A 15,723-nucleotide genomic window follows, 5' to 3' on the forward strand; every position below is an offset into this window, starting at 1 on the left:
CATTTTGCTCATCGTGTATTTGGAACCCGTACAGCTTGGCATGGCCACGTCGATTTTACAGCCGCGACCCCGACCGAAAGTGATCGGTCGTAGCTCCTGCGTGGTCGCGGCGATGGCCGCGCGATCCACCGCTCACCGCCCGGACCAGCAGCGCGACCCCGGACGGACAACGACCACCGGTCACACTCACACCAGAAACAGACGCCTCAACTCGCTCAGACTGTCACCCGGTGCGGACAATGTGCAACACCCCGGAAGCAAGCGATCACAGAGCGCCTGGTGAGCGCCGCGGAACGCATCGCCACCGCAGGGCGCCGACGCTCGGTGGACCGACCCCGGGACGCCCCACGGCCACCGATGGAAACCCGACACCACGTCACCGGCCGGGCAGCAAGGGGAAGTCGGTTGGAGTCGGCATCACAGCGCCCCCACCGCACGCCGCGGCATCGACTGCGACCGGAACGGCCGCCGGAAACCACGGAGCGCCCCACCCGGACCTCCGGATGGGGCGCTCCGCCACCGGCCACGCCGACGGTGACCTCCGAGCCGCCTGTCGGATTCGAACCGACGACCTGCTGTTTACAAGACAGCTGCTCTGACCAGCTGAGCTAAGGCGGCGTGACCCGAGCAGTGTACCGAAGGCGGCCCGGGTCGCACCGGCCCCCGTTCGGGTAGGGCCGAGCGGCCCCGCTCCCCGGACCGGAACCGACCCGAACCAACCGGAACCGATCGGAACCGACCGGAACCAGCCCGACCACGACGGGAGCCGACCGGGACCGCCCCGCCCCCGGCGCGCCGCCGCGGTCGGTGCGCCGGGGGCGAGCGCCGCACCGGCTGCCCGCCCCCGGCCCACCCCCGGCTCACCGCACGCCGGAGGTCAGCCTCCCCCGGTCCCCCGCGCGAATCCGGTCGTGCAGCTCCCGCAGGTACGGGCCGGGCTCGGCGCCGTACCGCTGGGCCATCGTGGCGCGAAGCCGTCCGTAGCAGCCCAGCGCCTCCGCGCGGGCCCCGGACAGCCAGAGCGCCCGCATCAGCTGGCCCCAGCGGTACTCCCGCGCCGAGTCCGCCGCGAGCATCCGCAATTCGGGTATCACCGCAGCTGGTTCGGTGGCCAACCGGGCGTCCATCAGCAGGTCGTCCCCAGCCTCCCGGTGGGCGGCGAGCTCCCGCCGGGCGACGCCGACCATCCCCTCCCCCGGGAGGTCGGCCAGCGCGTTGCCGCGCCACAGCGCCAGCGCCTCCCGGAGCCGGACGGCGGCGGTGGCGGCGTCACCCTCCCCCAGGGCCCGCCGCCCCGCGGCGAGCCCCGCGCGGAACAGTTCGGCGTCCATCCGCCCGGGCGGCAGGTCGAGGCAGTAGCCGGGCGCCCGGTAGACGATGACGGAACCGTCGTCGTCGCCGACCAGCCGCCGCAGCCGCATGACGTAGTTGCGGACCAGTGCGCGCGCCGTGGCCGGCGGCTCGACCGGCCACAGCTCCTCGATCAGGACCGTGACGGGCACCGTCCGGCAGCGGTTGACGAGCAGCACGGCCAACAGGTGGCGCTGCTTGGTCGCGGCGACCGGCTGCCACCGCTCCCCGGTCCGGATCTCGACGGGCCCGAGCAGTCGAAAGTGCATGTTCCCCCTCGCGGGCGGCGCCGACCGCCCCTCCGGTCGTGGACGGGGCGTGTGCTCCCGCCCGGTGGTGCGACGCCCCGGGCACCGCCCGGGGCTCCGCCGTCCGGCGTCGGCGGTCGCACCGGTTCCATCGTGTGCCGCGCACCGTCCCACCTCGGTAGCGGCGCCGTAGCGCGCCCGCATCGCCGGGCCCGGCCGGACCCGGCGGCGCCGAACGCCCCGGGCGACCACACCGCGCACCGCGACGACCACGGGAAACTCCGCGTCGCGACTGGTGACACGGGACACTCGTTCGGGTTAGGTTGCGGAGGTCCGGGCCCCCGGACGCTCGACCCCACTCGGATCGTCCGGCACGTTCCTGCCGGTGAGGGAGTACAAAGCCATGGCTACGGTTACGTTCGACAAGGCCACCCGGGTCTACCCCGGCACGGAGAAGCCCGCCGTCGACCAGCTCGAGATCGACATCGCGGACGGCGAGTTCCTCGTCCTCGTCGGCCCCTCCGGTTGCGGCAAGTCCACCTCGCTCCGCATGCTCGCGGGCCTGGAGGACGTCAACGGCGGCGCGATCCGCATCGGCGACCGCGACGTCACCCACCTGCCGCCGAAGGACCGGGACATCGCCATGGTGTTCCAGAACTACGCGCTCTACCCGCACATGACCGTCGCGCAGAACATGGGCTTCGCGCTCAAGATCGCCGGCGTCAACAAGACGGACATCCGCACCAAGGTCGAGGAAGCCGCCAAGATCCTCGACCTCACCGAGTACCTGGACCGCAAGCCGAAGGCGCTCTCCGGCGGTCAGCGCCAGCGTGTGGCGATGGGCCGCGCCATCGTGCGTGAGCCCCAGGTGTTCCTCATGGACGAGCCGCTGTCGAACCTGGACGCCAAGCTCCGCGTCCAGACCCGTACGCAGATCGCGGGCCTCCAGCGCCGCCTGGGCGTCACCACCGTCTACGTCACCCACGACCAGGTCGAGGCCATGACGATGGGCGACCGCGTCGCGGTCCTCAAGGGCGGTCTGCTCCAGCAGGTCGACACCCCGCGCAACATGTACGACAAGCCGGCCAACCTCTTCGTCGCGGGCTTCATCGGCTCCCCGGCGATGAACCTGGTCGAGGTGCCGATCACCGACGGCGGTGTGAAGTTCGGCAACAGCGTCGTGCCGATCGAGCGCGCCGCGCTGACCGAGGCCGCCAACCAGGGCGACACCCACGTGGTCGTCGGCTGCCGCCCGGAGCACTTCGACATCGTCGAGAACAACGGCACCCACCTCGCGAAGGACGACCCGACCGACGCCGCCGGCCTCGCCGTCACCGTCAACGTCGTCGAGGAGCTCGGCGCCGACGGCTACATCTACGGCACCGCCGAGGTCAACGGCGAGACCAAGGACCTCGTCGTCCGCGTCGGCGGCCGCCAGATCCCGGAGAAGGGCGCCGTGCTGCACGTCGTCCCGCGCGCCGGCGAGACCCACGTCTTCGCCACCGGCTCCGGCCAGCGCCTCTCCGACTGACGTTCGGCGGGCGGTTCCCGCCCGTCACGTAGGGGCACGGACCATCGCGGGCCGTATTCTCGCCGGGAGCGAGAGTACGGCCCGCGTCGTCGTCGGTACCTGCCGATGCCGGCGTCCGGGCCTCTCCCTGCGCGCCGACGCGTGGGGGCCACTGGAACGGTTCCGGTGAACCCGAGCCCACCGGGCCGGTCCACCGACCCGAACCGGCGAACTTGTGTCCCGACATCGCCCTTGAGAGTGACAAGATGTCGCCACGTCGCTACACCTCGCTACGATCGCAGTCGTCCCCCAGGCCACTGCAACCGACCGCAACCACACACGCGAGGAAGACACCAGTGAACCAGGCAGCCCGCCGCATCGGCCGCTCTCTTGCCCTTGTCCTCCCGGTCGTCCTGGTGCTCTCCGGGACACTCGCCGTCGCCAACGTGCCGTGGGCCGAGCCCCCGGTCGACAGCACGGTGGTCAACGCCGGCTCGGAGCGCGCACCGCAGCAGGTCGAGCCGGCCGCCGAGCCGCTCCCCGCGGAGGACGAACTCCTCGGCTCCCTCATCGACGAGCTGCACGCCTCCGACCCCAGCACCGCGCTGACCAGCCTCCAGCGCGAGGTGGAACTCGACCCGGCGCTCGCCGTCCACTGCATGGAGATCGCCCGCGCCCTCGGTCAGGCCGCCGTCGAGAAGTACGGCAGCGCCGTCCTGGCGCAGGAGCACGCACGGCCGGTCTGCGACACCTCCTTCGCCTCGGGAGTCGCCGGCACCGTCTGAGCGGGAGCCGGAGCACCCGGCCCGGAACCTCCCTGATCGCCCGGTCCGCATAGCGGGCCGGGCGATCCCGTACGCTGCGGATCATGACCGACCTTCCGCACCCCACACAGGCCGTGGTCCTGGCGGGCGGCCAGGGCTCGCGCCTCCGCCCGTACACCGACGACCGTCCCAAGCCGATGGTGGAGATCCCCGGCACGGGCACCCCGATCATCGGGCACCAGCTGGCCTGGCTCGCCGCCGAGGGTGTCACCGACGTGGTGATCTCCTGCGGGCACCTCGCCGAGGTGCTCCAGGAGTGGTTGCAGGAAACGGAACTCCCGCTGCGCGCCACGACCGTGGTGGAGACGGAGCCCCTGGGCCGGGGTGGCGGCCTCAAGTACGCCGCGGCGGCACTGCCCCGCCAGGACGAGGCGTACTACGCCACCAACGGCGACATCTGGACCCGGTTCTCGCTGCGGGAGATGGCGGACTTCCACGCCGAGCGCGAGGCGATGGCGACGCTGGCGCTGGCCCGGCCCCGGCTGCCGTGGGGCGCGGTCGCGACCGACGAGATCGGGAACGTCACCGACTTCATCGAGGCGCCGCCGGTCTCGTTCCAGATCAACGCGGGCGTGTACGTCTTCTCCCCCGCGTTCACCTCGCTCCTCCCCGACCGGGGCGACCACGAGCGCAACACCTTCCCGCGGCTGGCGCGCCAACGACTGCTCGCGGGCTTCCCGTTGCCGCAGCGCACGTACTGGCGGGCGATCGACACCGCGAAGGACCTCAGCGAGGCCGCCCGGGAACTCAACGGGCACTGACCCGCGGGACGCAGGGGCGCCGGGCGGGTGCGCGCAGCGCCGCCGGCCCCACGCCCGGCGGCCGTGATCAGGGCTCGGGCAGCGCCGCCGGCAGCGGTTCCAGCAGGTAGGCGGTACCGGCCTCCCCGCCGAGGACGACCTCGCCGACGGCGGTGAACCCGGTGCGCTCCAGCACCCGCCGGGAGCCGGTGTTGCGCAGGGCCGCCGCGGCCCGCACGCCCGTCAGCCCGTACTCCTCGCGCGCCGCCCGGCAGACGCGCCGCACCCCGTGGGTCGCGACACCGCGACCCGCCACCCGTTCGGCGACCCGGAACCCCAACTCGGCCCGGCCGTCGGCCACATCGACGAGGTTGAACCGCCCCACCACCGCTCCGCCGGTGTCGAGCAGCACGTGGAAGTGGTCGCTGCCGGCGTCCTGGTCCCGGAGCAGCCGGGCGTGCCGCGCCGCGAACTCCGCGAAGTAGGCGTCGCCCCGGTCGGGCACCAGTCGCGAGAACCAGGCGCGGTTCTCCCGCTCGAACGCGAGCACCGCGTCGGCGTGGTCCGCACGCAGCCGTTCCAGCCGCAGCGCTCCCGCGGCCGACGGCCCCTGACCGGTCCCGCCCGTGTCGGTCGTCACACCCGTGCACCTTCCATCCGCCCCGCGCGCCGCGCAAGTGTACGCACACCGCGAAGGCGTTCCCCCCACCGTAAACCCCGGGCCCGCCCGGCACCGTTCGAAGCGCAACGCGTCTGTTCGGGGGCCCACTTGGGAGCCGCTAGGGTGTGGGCGGAAAGTGGACACCGGGCGGGGGCGCGGTGGTGAGTCTCTTTGGGGGAGACACGAACATGAACGCGCCGACGCTCCTCGCCGACCGGTACGAGCTGGTCAGACAGCTCGGCCGTGGCGGCATGGCACAGGTCCATCTCGCGCACGACCGCCGGCTCGGCCGGACCGTCGCGGTGAAGACGCTGCTGTCGGACCACGCCCAGGACACCGTCTTCCAACAGCGGTTCCAGCGCGAGGCGCAGGCGGTCGCCTCGCTCAACCACCCCGCCATCGCCGCCGTCTACGACACCGGCGAGGGCGAGATCAACGGGGTCGTCGTCCCCTACATCGTCATGGAGTACGTCGAGGGCGCGACCCTGGCGGACCTGTTGGAGCGCGGCCCGATGATGCCGGAGGAGGCGCTGCGGATCTGCGCGGGCGTCCTGCGCGCCCTGGCCTACTCGCACGAACACGGCATCGTGCACCGGGACATCAAGCCCGCCAACGTGATGCTCACCACCGAGGGCCAGGTCAAGGTCATGGACTTCGGCATCGCGCGCGCCATGGGCGCGGGCGGGATGACGATGACCGCCACCGCGACCGTGATCGGCACCGCCCACTACCTGTCGCCGGAGCAGGCCCGGGGCGAGAAGGTCGACGCCCGGTCGGACCTCTACTCCTCCGGCTGCCTGCTATACGAACTCCTCACCGGTCGGCCGCCGTTCGACGGTGAGTCCGCGGTCGCGGTGGCCTACCAGCATGTGACGGCCGAGCCCGACCTGCCGAGCAGCCGGGCGCACGGCATCGCGTCGGGAATCGACGACGTCGTCATGGTCTCCCTCGCCAAGGGGCGCGAGGAGCGCTACCAGACCGCGGACGAGATGCGCCTCGACATCGAGGCGGTGCTCGGCTACGCGCCGGTGCCCGGTACCGCCACGCAGCGGGTCACCGCCGTCGGCCATCCCGTCGCCCCGCCCACGCAGGGCGGGGGCGGCGGCCGCGCCGAGCAGCGTGCGGCGCGTTCCGCGGGGGGCGACCGCCGCAAGCGCGGCCTGCTGGTCGCGGCCGGCGTCGCCCTGGTGGTGGTGTGCATCGTCGCCTTCAGCTCGCTGTTCGGCGGCGGCGACGAGGAGACCTTCGCGCTGCGGGACTACTCCGGCTCCTCGATCAGCGAGGCGGCGGAAGCGGTACGGCAGGACGGGCTGACCCCGAAGACCGGCACCGCGCGCTCCTGCGGCAAGCCGGAGAAGGTGGTCTGCGCCACCGACCCCGAGGTGGGTTCGCAGGTGACCGAGGGGTCGACCGTCACCCTCTTCCCCTCCGACGGCACCGGGGAGATCGAGGGGGCCGTCGAGGTTCCCGACGTCACCGGCGAACAGGAGGACGCCGCCATGGCGGCGCTGCGTGAGGCCGGCCTGGAGCCGGTCCGCGAGACGCGTGAGTCGTCCGAGGCTGCGGCCGGGACCGTGCTGGCGCAGAGCCCCGAGGGCGGCGAGGAGGCCGAGGCCGGTTCCGAGGTCACCGTGACGGTGGCGACCGCCCCCCAGAGCGGCGGGGGCGGCGGCGAGCAGAGCCAGGACACCGGCTCCTCCGCCGCCGAGACCGTCAGCGTGCCCGACCTCAACGGCCGGTCCGTGGCGGACGCCCGGCAGGAGCTGGCGAACCGCGGCCTGGCCGTGGCCGAGGTGAACTCCGAGGACGGGGCTCCCCCGGGTGTCGTCATCGGCCAGGAGCCGGCGCCCGGCGCCGCGGTCGCCCCCGGCAGCCCGGTGACGATCACCGTCTCCACGGGACCGGCCCAGGTCACCGCCACCCCGGTTCCCGACGTGGCGGGTTCCCGCTCGATGGAGGCGACGGGCGCGCTCATGGAGGCCGGCTTCATGCCGGAGCTGGACCACTCCTGCATGCGGCCCCGCTCCCGCGCCAGCTACAGCAACCCGGCGGGAGGTGCCCCCGCGGAGGCGGGGAGCACGGTCACCGTCTTCTGCGAGTCCTCGCACCACGGCGGACCCGGTGGCCACGGCGGTGACGACGAGGACGAGGACGACTGACGCCCGCAGGCGACGGGCGCCCCGGCCATCCGCCGCCGACGGGCAGTTGATGCCGAGCCCGGCGCCCGACGCACCACCGCCTGACGCCTGACGCTGACGCCTGATGCTGCGGGAGCCGCCGGTCGGCCCGCGGCGTCCCACCACGCCGTGGTTCGGGTGCCGGTCCCCGGCCGGGGCCGGCACCCGGGGCACGTGCGCGCTCCCACCGCTCGGCGGTTGGGCGCGAGAACGGGAGAGCCCGGTGACACCGCGACGGTGTCACCGGGCTCTCCCGTTCATCCTCAGCTCCGCAGCCGGCCGGTGGTGGGCGGCAGTGGAGGGTGGTGCGCAGGTGTCTCACTCGCCGAGGAGGCCACCTAACCGAGCAGTCCACCGATACGGCCGAGACTGCTCCCACCACCTCCCTCGTCCGGGGCTCCCGGGTCCTCCGGGGGCGCCTGCTCCTCGCCGCCGGTGCCGCCGCCACCGCCACCGGTGCTGTCGTCCGCGGGGGGCGGCGGGGCCGGTGCCTCCTGGCCGGGCGCGGGCTGCTGCGCCGGCGGGGCGGGCTGCTCCTCGGGGGTGGCCCCCGGGTTGCTGCCGCTGTCGGGCACGGTCTGCTCGGTGGCGGGACCAGCGGTGTCCTCCGCCGCCTCCTCCTGCGGCGACTCGGCGCCGCCGGCCGGCTGCTCGCCGGGGGCGGTCTCCTCGCCGGGGGCGCCGCCGGCCGCGGGGGCCTCGGTGGCGTTCTCCTCCGGCGCCCCCTCCTCGTCGGCCTCCTCACCGGGGAGGGTGATGCCCTGCTGACTGTTGCGCGGGAGCTCGCCCGGCCGGGTGACCGGGTTGAGCTCGGCCGACCGGACGGCACTGCCGAGCAGCGAACCGATCAGCAGGGTGGTGCCGAGCAGCAGCATCGCCAGCAGACCGCCGCGGCGCAGGACCCGGCGGCGCAGGTCGTTGACGGCGACGCGCGGCCCGAGGGTCCGCCACGCCTCCCCCGAGAGCCGGGCGTCCAGCGAGTAGACGGGCGCACCGGCGATGATCATGGGAGACCAGGCGGCGAGCAGGATGATGTCCGGTGCGTCGTAGGCGGGCCCCGACCCCCAGCTGACGGTCACCAGCAGCGCCAGCGACAGCAGTGCGCCGATGACGGCGGCGAACCGCTGCCAGAGACCGGCGATGGTGAGGACGCCCACGATGATCTGGACGAAGGCGACCGTCAGACCGGCCCCCACCGGGTGGGCGAGCGCCCAGTCGTGGAGCGGGCCGGCCAGCGCCCACGGCTCCAGGGCGGAGAGCCAGGTGACCATGGAGCCGCGCTCGCCGCCGTCGAAGTAGACGGGGTCGGTGAGCTTGGCGAAGCCGGCGGTGATGGTGATGAAGCCGAGCAGCAGCCGCAGCGGCAGCAGCACGATGCCCAGGCTCATGTTGCGGCCGGGGTAGTACCCCTGGCGGGCGTCGGCCTTGCCGCCGGGGCGGCGGCCGGGGCCGTCCGCGTGCCCGGACGGCGGGTGCGGGTCGTCGGGGTCGGGTCCGAAGGAGTCGAACGCCTCGCGGGGGTCGCGGGTGAGGCGGCCGCCCTCGCCGGGCTCGGGGCCGCGGGGCCCCACGACGGAGGGCAGCTTCGGCAAGGTCGCGGTGTCGGTGACACGCGGCAGGAGCTGCGTCGCGACCCCGCCCTGCTCGCCGGCCTGCCGTACCGCCTGCAGCAGGCCGCCGGCGCCGGCGTCGCCGGGAGCGGCCTGGCCGGTCCACACGACGGGACGCCGAGTCCGGGCCGCGGCGGGCGACCGGCGGATCGCGATGGAGCCCATCGGCGCGCCCTCCAGCCGGGGGCCGCTGCCGGCGGGCGGGGACGGGGCGGCGAACTCCACCCGGAAGCTGGCGTGATTGACGATGATCTGGGCGGGATCGCACGGCACCTTGACCATGGTCAGCTCGCTTGCATCACCGGTGAAGCCGCTCCGGTCTCCCCCAGAGGCGGCGCGGGGTGTTCGTGTGTCCACACTCCACTAACCGAGTGACCGCCGCTTAGGACACTGCCTGGGCGCCAGAAACTGACGGCGACCCGTCAACAGGCGCATCGCCGCATGTCGTCGCACGCCGCCTCACTCCCCCTCGGGCGTGCGCTGCACGCCGGTGCCGTGCGACGAGCGCCCCCCTGACGGGCGGTTCGGTGTGCGCCGCGGTGACACCCGGCCGGGCTGCGGGCTGCGGTGCGGTGTCGCGGTGTCGCCGCGAACGCGGGACGCCCGCCCCCTGGTCGGGGACGGGCGTCTCGGTCGACGCTCTGCCGCGCCGCTCGGGGCGCAGCGCCGGCTCACCAGTGGACGATGAGCTTGTCGCCCTCGTTGACCTGGTCGAACAGCGACTCGATCGCTTCCCGGTCGCGGACGTTGACGCACCCGTAGGAGCCGCCCTCGTAGCCGTTCTGGAGGAAGTTCTCCGAGTAGTGCACCGCCTGGCCGCCGTCGAAGAACAGCGCGAACGGCATCGGGGAGTCGTAGATCGTGGAGTGGTGGTCGCGGCTCTTCCAGTAGACCGTGAACTCGCCCTCGCGCGTCTCGTAGCCCTCGGCACCGAACCGCACGTCCAGCGTCATCCGGACGTCGCCGTCGATGACCCAGGAGAGGGTGTTGGTGGTCTTGGAGATGCAGAGCGCGCGGCCCGTCATGCAGCGGTCGTCCAGACCCGCCGGGGTCTCCTTCTCCACCTCGGGCACCTCGACGGGGACGAACATCTCGTCCCGCGCCGGCTGCTTGGTGGCGGCCTTCAGCGCGGCCCAGGTGTCGTCGTAGACGATCCCGGAGACCTCCAGGCCGGCGGCCCGCTGGTAGGACTCCACCGACACCTTGGTGACGTTGCCGTAGTAACCGGTGGGGTTGTCCTCGAAGTGGTCCAACTGCACCAGCCGCGCCTGTAGCTCGCGCACCTGGTCGTTGTTGTCGCCGTAGCCCATGACCTGCTCGCGCGGGAACAGCTGCTCCTGCGTGGGCTCCTGGGTCTTCTGGAGCAGCAGCTCCCAGGTGGACTCGTGGACGGTGCCGGAGACCTCCAGCGCCTCGTTCGCCTCCTGGAAGGCGGCGACGGCGCCGGTGGTGGTGTCACCGTAGAAGCCGGTGGGCCGGGCCTCGAAGACCCCGGTCTGGCCGAGGCGGGCCTGCAGTTCACGGACCTGGTCGGACTCGTCGCCCGCCTTGAGGAGGACCTCGTCGGGCTCCTCCTCGGGCTCCTCGTCCTCCTCCGGCTCCTCGTCCTCGGGCTCCTCCTCGGCGGGAGCCTCACTGGCCTCGTTGGCGACCGGCTTGGCGTCGTCCGCGGCCTCCGGGCCGCCGGAACCGCAGGCGGTCAGCAGCAGTGCTGCGGAGACCGCCGCGACCAGCGAACCTCGTATGTGCGCCGAGCGCATGGATGCAACCCCCGAGAGATCGAGTGAAAGGTGCTCTGGGTAGGACGGGCGCCCGGCCGAATACGTTGCCCGTCCCGGAGTAACGAAAGAAGCACGTCCCGGTAACGAGGCCTCCGGCGGTCGTTCCACCCGCCGTTGCGCACCAAGTCCATTGCGCAACCTACCATTCGGGCGCCTGGGGCGAACGGCCTTCGACCGCACGGGTGATGGGCATCGGTTTCCGGCCACCGGGAGCCACCTCGGCACCTCGCAGCGGCACCGCGCCGCGGGCCTCGGAACGGCCGCCCTCCGGGACGCCGACGCCCGGCCGCGCCCGACAGGTGACCGTCGGGCGGGGCCGGGCGTCGGTGGGCGACGTCGGCGCGGTCAGCGGCGCCGGCGCGCCGCCTCGTACAGCACCACGCCGGCCGCGACGCCCGCGTTCAGCGACTCGGCGCCGCCCGGCATGTCGATCCGGACCAGCACGTCACAGGTCTCGCCGACCAGCCGCGACAGGCCCTTGCCCTCGCTGCCGACCACGACGACGACCGGCCCTTCCAGCGCCGCCACCTCGCTCAGCTCCACGCCGCCCTCGGCGTCCAGACCGACGACCTGGATGCCTTCCTTCTGGTACGCCTGCAGGGTCCGCGTGAGGTTGGTGGCGCGCGCCACCGGGGTGCGGGCGGCGGTGCCGGCGGAGGTCTTCCACGCGGAGGCGGTCATGCCGGCGGCGCGGCGCTCCGGCACGACCACGCCGTGGCCGCCGAACGCGGAGACGGAACGCACCACGGCGCCGAGGTTCCGCGGGTCGGTGACGCCGTCCAGCGCCACGATCAGGGCGTCCTCGCCGGCCTCGGAGGCCGCGGCGGAGAGGTCGTCGGGGTGCGCGTAGTCGTACGGCGGGATCTGGAGGACGAGCCCCTGGTGGTTGAGGTGGTTGGTCATCCGGTCCAGCTCCGGCTTGGGCGCCTCCACCAGCCGCAGGCCGCCCTCGGTCGCCAGCTGGACCGCCTCGCGGACCCGGTCGTCGCTGTCGACGAACTGCTGGACGTACAGCGCGTTGGCGGGCACGCCCTCGCGGAGCGCCTCGACCACGGGGTTGCGGCCGACGACGAGCTCGGAGGAGGACTTCGCGCCCGGGCGGCGCACCGGGCGGCCCACGGCCTTGCGGGCCTTGGCCTGGGCGGCGCGCTGCTTGGCATGGCCCTTGCGCATCTCGGCCGGCGGGGTCGGGCCCTTGCCCTCCAGCGACCTGCGGCGGTTCCCGCCGGTGCCGGTGGTCGCGCCCTTCTTGTTGGAGGTGCGGCGGTTGCGGCGCTGGCTGTTGCCTGCCATGAGGGTTACCTGGTCCTTCGGAGGGTCGTGCGTATCGCGTCGCGCGCGCCGGATGCGCGCGGACGACGTGCGGAGGTCCGTCGTCCCGTGCCGGGCCCGGCTGCGGGGCCCGGCACGGTCGGGGAGGGGTTCACGGGCGCTGCCCCAGCTCCCAGCGGGGCCCGGTCGGGGTGTCCTCGATGACCAGGCCGGCGTCCTTCAGTCGGTCGCGAATGGCGTCGGCGGTGCCGTAGTCCTTGCGTTCCCGCGCCGCCTGGCGCTGGTCGAGGACGAGGTGGACCAGGCTGTCGACCGCCGTGTGGAGCTGCTCGGCCCGGCCGCCGGTCGCGCCGGCCCACCGCTCGTCCATCGGGTCCATGCCGAGGACGCCCAGCATGGCGCGGACCTGACCGGCCAGCGCGGCCACGGACTCCTTGTCGCCCTCGTCGAGCGCGGCGTTGCCCTGCCGGACGGTGGTGTGCACCACCGCCATCGCCTGGGGCACGGAGAGGTCGTCGTCCATCGCCGCGGCGAACTCGGCGGGCGGTTCGGCGGCGGGGGCGACGGGACCGACCTGCTCGGCGGCGCGCTGCAGGAAGCCCTCGACGCGGGCGAGCGCGTGCTCGGCCTCGGTGAGCGCCTCCTCGCTGTACTCGATGGTGGAGCGGTAGTGCGGCGTGCCGAGGTAGTACCGCAGCACCAGCGGGCGCCAGTGGTTGAGCATCTCCGAGACGAGCACCGAGTTGCCGAGCGACTTGCTCATCTTCTCGCCGCTCATCGTCACCCAGGCGTTGTGCAGCCAGTAGGCGGCGAAGTCGTCGCCGTACGCCTTGGCCTGGGCGATCTCGTTCTCGTGGTGCGGGAAGACGAGGTCCAGCCCGCCGCCGTGGATGTCGAAGGCGGCGCCGAGGTACTTGTGGGCCATCGCCGAGCACTCCAGGTGCCAGCCGGGCCGGCCGGGCCCCCACGGGGTGTCCCAGGCGGGCTCGCCCGGGCGGGCTGACTTCCACAGCGCGAAGTCCCGGGGGTCGCGCTTGCCGGTCTCGCCCTCGCCCGAGGGCTGCCGCAGGTCGTCGAGGTCCTGGTTGGACAGCTCCAGGTAGCCGGGGAACGAGCGCACGTCGAAGTAGACATTGCCGTCGGCGGCGTAGGCGTGGCCCCGCTCGATCAGCGCGTCCATCATCGCGATCATCTCGGGGACGTGGCCGGTGGCGCGCGGCTCGTAGGTGGGCGGCAGGCAGCCGAGCGAGGTGTAGGCGTGGTCGAACGCCCGCTCGTTCTCGAAGCCGATGGCCCACCAGGGGCGCCCCTGCTCGGCGCTCTTGGCGATGATCTTGTCGTCGATGTCGGTGACGTTGCGGACGAAGGTCACGTCGTACCCGCGGTACGTCAGCCAGCGGCGCAGGATGTCGAAGTTGAGCCCGGACCGGATGTGCCCGATGTGCGGGGCGGCCTGCACCGTGGCGCCGCACAGGTAGATCGAGACGCACCCGGGGACGAGCGGGGTGAAGTCGCGGATCTGCCGGGCGCTGGTGTCGTACAGGCGAAGGGTCACGCAACCAGGGTAGTAGGAAGACCGCCCGGCTCGTGCACCTCGTTCCCGGGCGGCGGCCGGCGGCCGGGGACCCCGGCCGCCGGACCGACGGCCGGGGTCAGCTCAGGCCCTGGCCCACGATCTTCTGCGGGGTGATCCGGACGATGACGCGGGGGGCGTCCTGGCCGGCGGAAGAGTTGAACTCGGCGTACCGGCGGCCGGTGTACTTCAGCGACAGCTCGTCGATGAGCCGGCCCTCCGGGTCCGGCACCAGCTCGGCCGTGCCGCGGATCTCGGCGTAGGTGTAGGGCGACTCCGCCGGGTTGACCATCACGGTGACCCGCGGATCACGCTGGAGGTTGCGGGTCTTGCGGCGGTCCTCGGTCGTGGAGATCAACACGTCGCCGTCGGCGTGCGTCACCCAGACGGGTGACAGCTGCGGGCTGCCGTCGGGCTGCACGGTGGCGATCGTCACGAACATCTTGGAGTCGAGGGTTTCCTTGAGCTTCTCGGAGAGCTGCGCTGCCACGATGGACCGTCCTTGTCGGAAGGGGAGCACCTCGTCGGTGGTGCCGGGCCGGGCCGGCGGGGCCGCCGCTGCCGCGCCCCGGGGCCGGGAGCGTCAGCGTACTCGCGGGCCCCTCCCCCGCGCGGACGGACGGCCGTCGGCGCGCCGCCCCGGGGCGGGGCGGCGTGCGATCCGGTCAACGCACCAGCAGCGCGGTGGCGATCGCCGCCAGCCCCTCGCCCCTGCCGGTCAGCCCCAGGCCGTCGGTGGTGGTGCCCGAGACGGAGACCGGGGCGCCGGCCGCCCGGGAGAGCGCCTGCTGGGCCTCGACCCGGCGCTTGCCGACCTTGGGCCGCACGCCGATGACCTGCACGGCGATGTTGCCGATGTGGAACCCCTCGGCGCGGACGATGCGCGCGGCCTCGGCGAGCAGGGTCACCCCCGAGGCACCGGACCACTCCGGGCGCGCGGTGCCGAAGTGCGCGCCCAGGTCCCCGAGTCCGGCGGCGGAGAACAGCGCGTCGCACGAGGCGTGGGCGGCGACGTCACCGTCGGAGTGGCCCGCCAGCCCCCAGCCGCCCACCTCGGGCCCGTCCCACCGGAGGCCGGCGCACCACAGCTCGCGGCCCTGCTCGAAGGCGTGGACGTCGGTGCCCACCCCGACCAGGGGCAGACCGGGGATGGGTGCGGGCGGCGGGGACGAGAGCTCGGGGAACCGGTCCCCGCCCGCCCTGCCGTCGTCGGCGGTGTTCCGGACTGGGTCACTCATGGTGCGGTGGTCTCCCTGCGGGCGAGTACGGCCTCGGCGAGAACGAGGTCCAGCGGTCGGGTGATCTTGAAGGCTTCCTCGTGGCCCGGCACCAGCACGACGGGGTGGCCGAGCTGCTCCACCATCCCCGCGCAGTCGGTGGCGCCCTCACCGCCGGCGCCCGCCCGGCCGGCGTGGGCCGCGGCCAGCACCGCCCGGTGGAACCCCTGCGGGGTCTGGACGGCGCGGAGGTCGGCGCGGTCCACGGTGTCCACCACCGGCTCGGGCGTGCCGGCAGGGCGGTCCGCGTCGCGGGCGACGCGCTTGACCGTGTCGGTCACCGGCAGCGCGGGGACCACGGCCGGGGCCCCGGCGCGGACGGCGGCGACGACGCTGTCGACCGTCGCGGCGGGGACGAGGGCGCGCGCCGCGTCGTGGACGAGCACCACGTCCACCTCCTCGGGCAGGGCGGCGAGACCGAGCCGCACGGAGGCCTGGCGGTTGGCCCCGCCGGGCACCACGACGACCTCGACAGCGACGGGCAGGGGCGCGGCGGCCAGCATGGCGCGCACCGCGTCCGGGCTCTCCGGCGGCGCGACGACCACCACCAGGGAGACCTCCTCGGCCTGGCACATCGCCCGCACGGCGTGGACCAGCACGGGGACGCCGCCGAGGTCGCGGAGCGCCTTCGGCGCGCCCGGGCCGAGGCGTTCCCCGCGGCCGGCCGCGGGGACCGCCTCGGCCCGGGCGCGCCGAAGGC

At 73.8% G+C, this 15,723-nt stretch carries 13 protein-coding genes and 1 tRNA gene; 4 read left to right on the plus strand and 10 right to left on the minus strand.

Features of this window, described 5'->3' with window-relative positions:
• Positions 1-544: 544 nt before the first annotated feature.
• Together HCN56_RS09110 and HCN56_RS09115 are read right to left on the minus strand one after the other, a co-directional pair.
• A tRNA-Thr gene (locus tag HCN56_RS09110) sits at positions 545-618 on the minus strand.
• 242 nt (positions 619-860) lie between these two features.
• A complete protein-coding gene (locus tag HCN56_RS09115; RefSeq protein ID WP_167969007.1) occupies positions 861-1,619 on the minus strand; it encodes an AfsR/SARP family transcriptional regulator in 759 nt (252 codons plus the stop codon).
• Positions 1,620-2,001: 382 nt separating this feature from the next.
• On the opposite strand from HCN56_RS09115, the gene HCN56_RS09120 reads away from it, so the two are divergent.
• The 3 genes from HCN56_RS09120 to HCN56_RS09130 all read left to right on the plus strand — a co-directional run bounded on the left by HCN56_RS09120 (position 2,002) and on the right by HCN56_RS09130 (position 4,693).
• Positions 2,002-3,129 (plus strand): ABC transporter ATP-binding protein, encoded by a 1,128-nt coding sequence (locus HCN56_RS09120; protein ID WP_167969008.1) that lies wholly within the window; start codon positions 2,002-2,004, stop codon positions 3,127-3,129.
• Positions 3,130-3,464: 335 nt separating this feature from the next.
• Entirely contained in the window at positions 3,465-3,893 is a 429-nt protein-coding gene (locus HCN56_RS09125; RefSeq protein ID WP_167969009.1) for a hypothetical protein, read from the plus strand.
• Positions 3,894-3,976: 83 nt separating this feature from the next.
• Positions 3,977-4,693, plus strand: coding sequence for a nucleotidyltransferase family protein (locus HCN56_RS09130; protein ID WP_167969010.1), 717 nt, complete (start codon positions 3,977-3,979; stop codon positions 4,691-4,693).
• A gap of 67 nt (positions 4,694-4,760) precedes the next feature.
• On the opposite strand, the gene HCN56_RS09135 is transcribed toward HCN56_RS09130, so the two are convergent.
• Positions 4,761-5,312, minus strand: coding sequence for a GNAT family N-acetyltransferase (locus HCN56_RS09135; protein ID WP_312871141.1), 552 nt, complete (start codon positions 5,310-5,312; stop codon positions 4,761-4,763).
• 209 nt (positions 5,313-5,521) lie between these two features.
• Here HCN56_RS09135 and pknB point away from each other — a divergent pair, with 209 nt between their 5' ends.
• On the plus strand, positions 5,522-7,492 hold the full coding sequence (gene pknB / locus HCN56_RS09140; protein WP_167969011.1) for a Stk1 family PASTA domain-containing Ser/Thr kinase: 1,971 nt from the start codon (positions 5,522-5,524) through the stop codon (positions 7,490-7,492).
• Between the two features lie 356 nt (positions 7,493-7,848).
• On the opposite strand, the gene HCN56_RS09145 is transcribed toward pknB, so the two are convergent.
• The 7 genes from HCN56_RS09145 to ispD form a co-directional block, all read right to left on the minus strand.
• Positions 7,849-9,402, minus strand: coding sequence for a DoxX family protein (locus HCN56_RS09145; protein ID WP_167969012.1), 1,554 nt, complete (start codon positions 9,400-9,402; stop codon positions 7,849-7,851).
• A 389-nt stretch (positions 9,403-9,791) separates the two neighbouring features.
• A complete protein-coding gene (locus HCN56_RS09150) occupies positions 9,792-10,880 on the minus strand; it encodes a L,D-transpeptidase family protein (protein ID WP_167969013.1) in 1,089 nt (362 codons plus the stop codon).
• Between the two features lie 366 nt (positions 10,881-11,246).
• Positions 11,247-12,194 (minus strand): 23S rRNA (guanosine(2251)-2'-O)-methyltransferase RlmB, encoded by a 948-nt coding sequence (rlmB, locus tag HCN56_RS09155; RefSeq protein WP_167969014.1) that lies wholly within the window; start codon positions 12,192-12,194, stop codon positions 11,247-11,249.
• Between the two features lie 130 nt (positions 12,195-12,324).
• Positions 12,325-13,728: a cysteine--tRNA ligase gene (gene cysS, locus HCN56_RS09160; protein WP_167969015.1), complete on the minus strand. Its 1,404-nt coding sequence runs from the start codon at positions 13,726-13,728 to the stop codon at positions 12,325-12,327.
• A gap of 97 nt (positions 13,729-13,825) precedes the next feature.
• The gene (locus HCN56_RS09165; RefSeq protein WP_167969016.1) at positions 13,826-14,236 is read right to left on the minus strand and encodes a PPOX class F420-dependent oxidoreductase; all 411 of its coding nucleotides are present in this window, start codon (positions 14,234-14,236) and stop codon (positions 13,826-13,828) included.
• Positions 14,237-14,411: 175 nt separating this feature from the next.
• Positions 14,412-14,897: a 2-C-methyl-D-erythritol 2,4-cyclodiphosphate synthase gene (ispF, locus tag HCN56_RS09170; RefSeq protein ID WP_376770859.1), complete on the minus strand. Its 486-nt coding sequence runs from the start codon at positions 14,895-14,897 to the stop codon at positions 14,412-14,414.
• An 83-nt stretch (positions 14,898-14,980) separates the two neighbouring features.
• On the minus strand, positions 14,981-15,723 hold a 743-nt coding region (ispD, locus tag HCN56_RS09175; protein ID WP_167969018.1), incomplete at its 5' end, for a 2-C-methyl-D-erythritol 4-phosphate cytidylyltransferase.

Origin of the sequence: Streptomyces lonarensis (genome assembly GCF_012033735.1) — a bacterium.
GTDB lineage: Bacteria > Actinomycetota > Actinomycetes > Streptomycetales > Streptomycetaceae > Streptomyces > Streptomyces lonarensis.

What these genes read in the sequence shown, in the direction of transcription:
- HCN56_RS09145 (WP_167969012.1), bottom strand. Translation starts at nt 9,402, where the DNA reads ATGGTCAAGGTGCCGTGCGATCCCGCCCAGATCATCGTCAATCACGCC.
- HCN56_RS09130 (WP_167969010.1), top strand. Translation starts at nt 3,977, where the DNA reads ATGACCGACCTTCCGCACCCCACACAGGCCGTGGTCCTGGCGGGCGGC.
- pknB (WP_167969011.1), top strand. Translation starts at nt 5,522, where the DNA reads ATGAACGCGCCGACGCTCCTCGCCGACCGGTACGAGCTGGTCAGACAG.
- HCN56_RS09150 (WP_167969013.1), bottom strand. Translation starts at nt 10,880, where the DNA reads ATGCGCTCGGCGCACATACGAGGTTCGCTGGTCGCGGCGGTCTCCGCA.
- rlmB (WP_167969014.1), bottom strand. Translation starts at nt 12,194, where the DNA reads ATGGCAGGCAACAGCCAGCGCCGCAACCGCCGCACCTCCAACAAGAAG.
- HCN56_RS09120 (WP_167969008.1), top strand. Translation starts at nt 2,002, where the DNA reads ATGGCTACGGTTACGTTCGACAAGGCCACCCGGGTCTACCCCGGCACG.
- HCN56_RS09115 (WP_167969007.1), bottom strand. Translation starts at nt 1,619, where the DNA reads ATGCACTTTCGACTGCTCGGGCCCGTCGAGATCCGGACCGGGGAGCGG.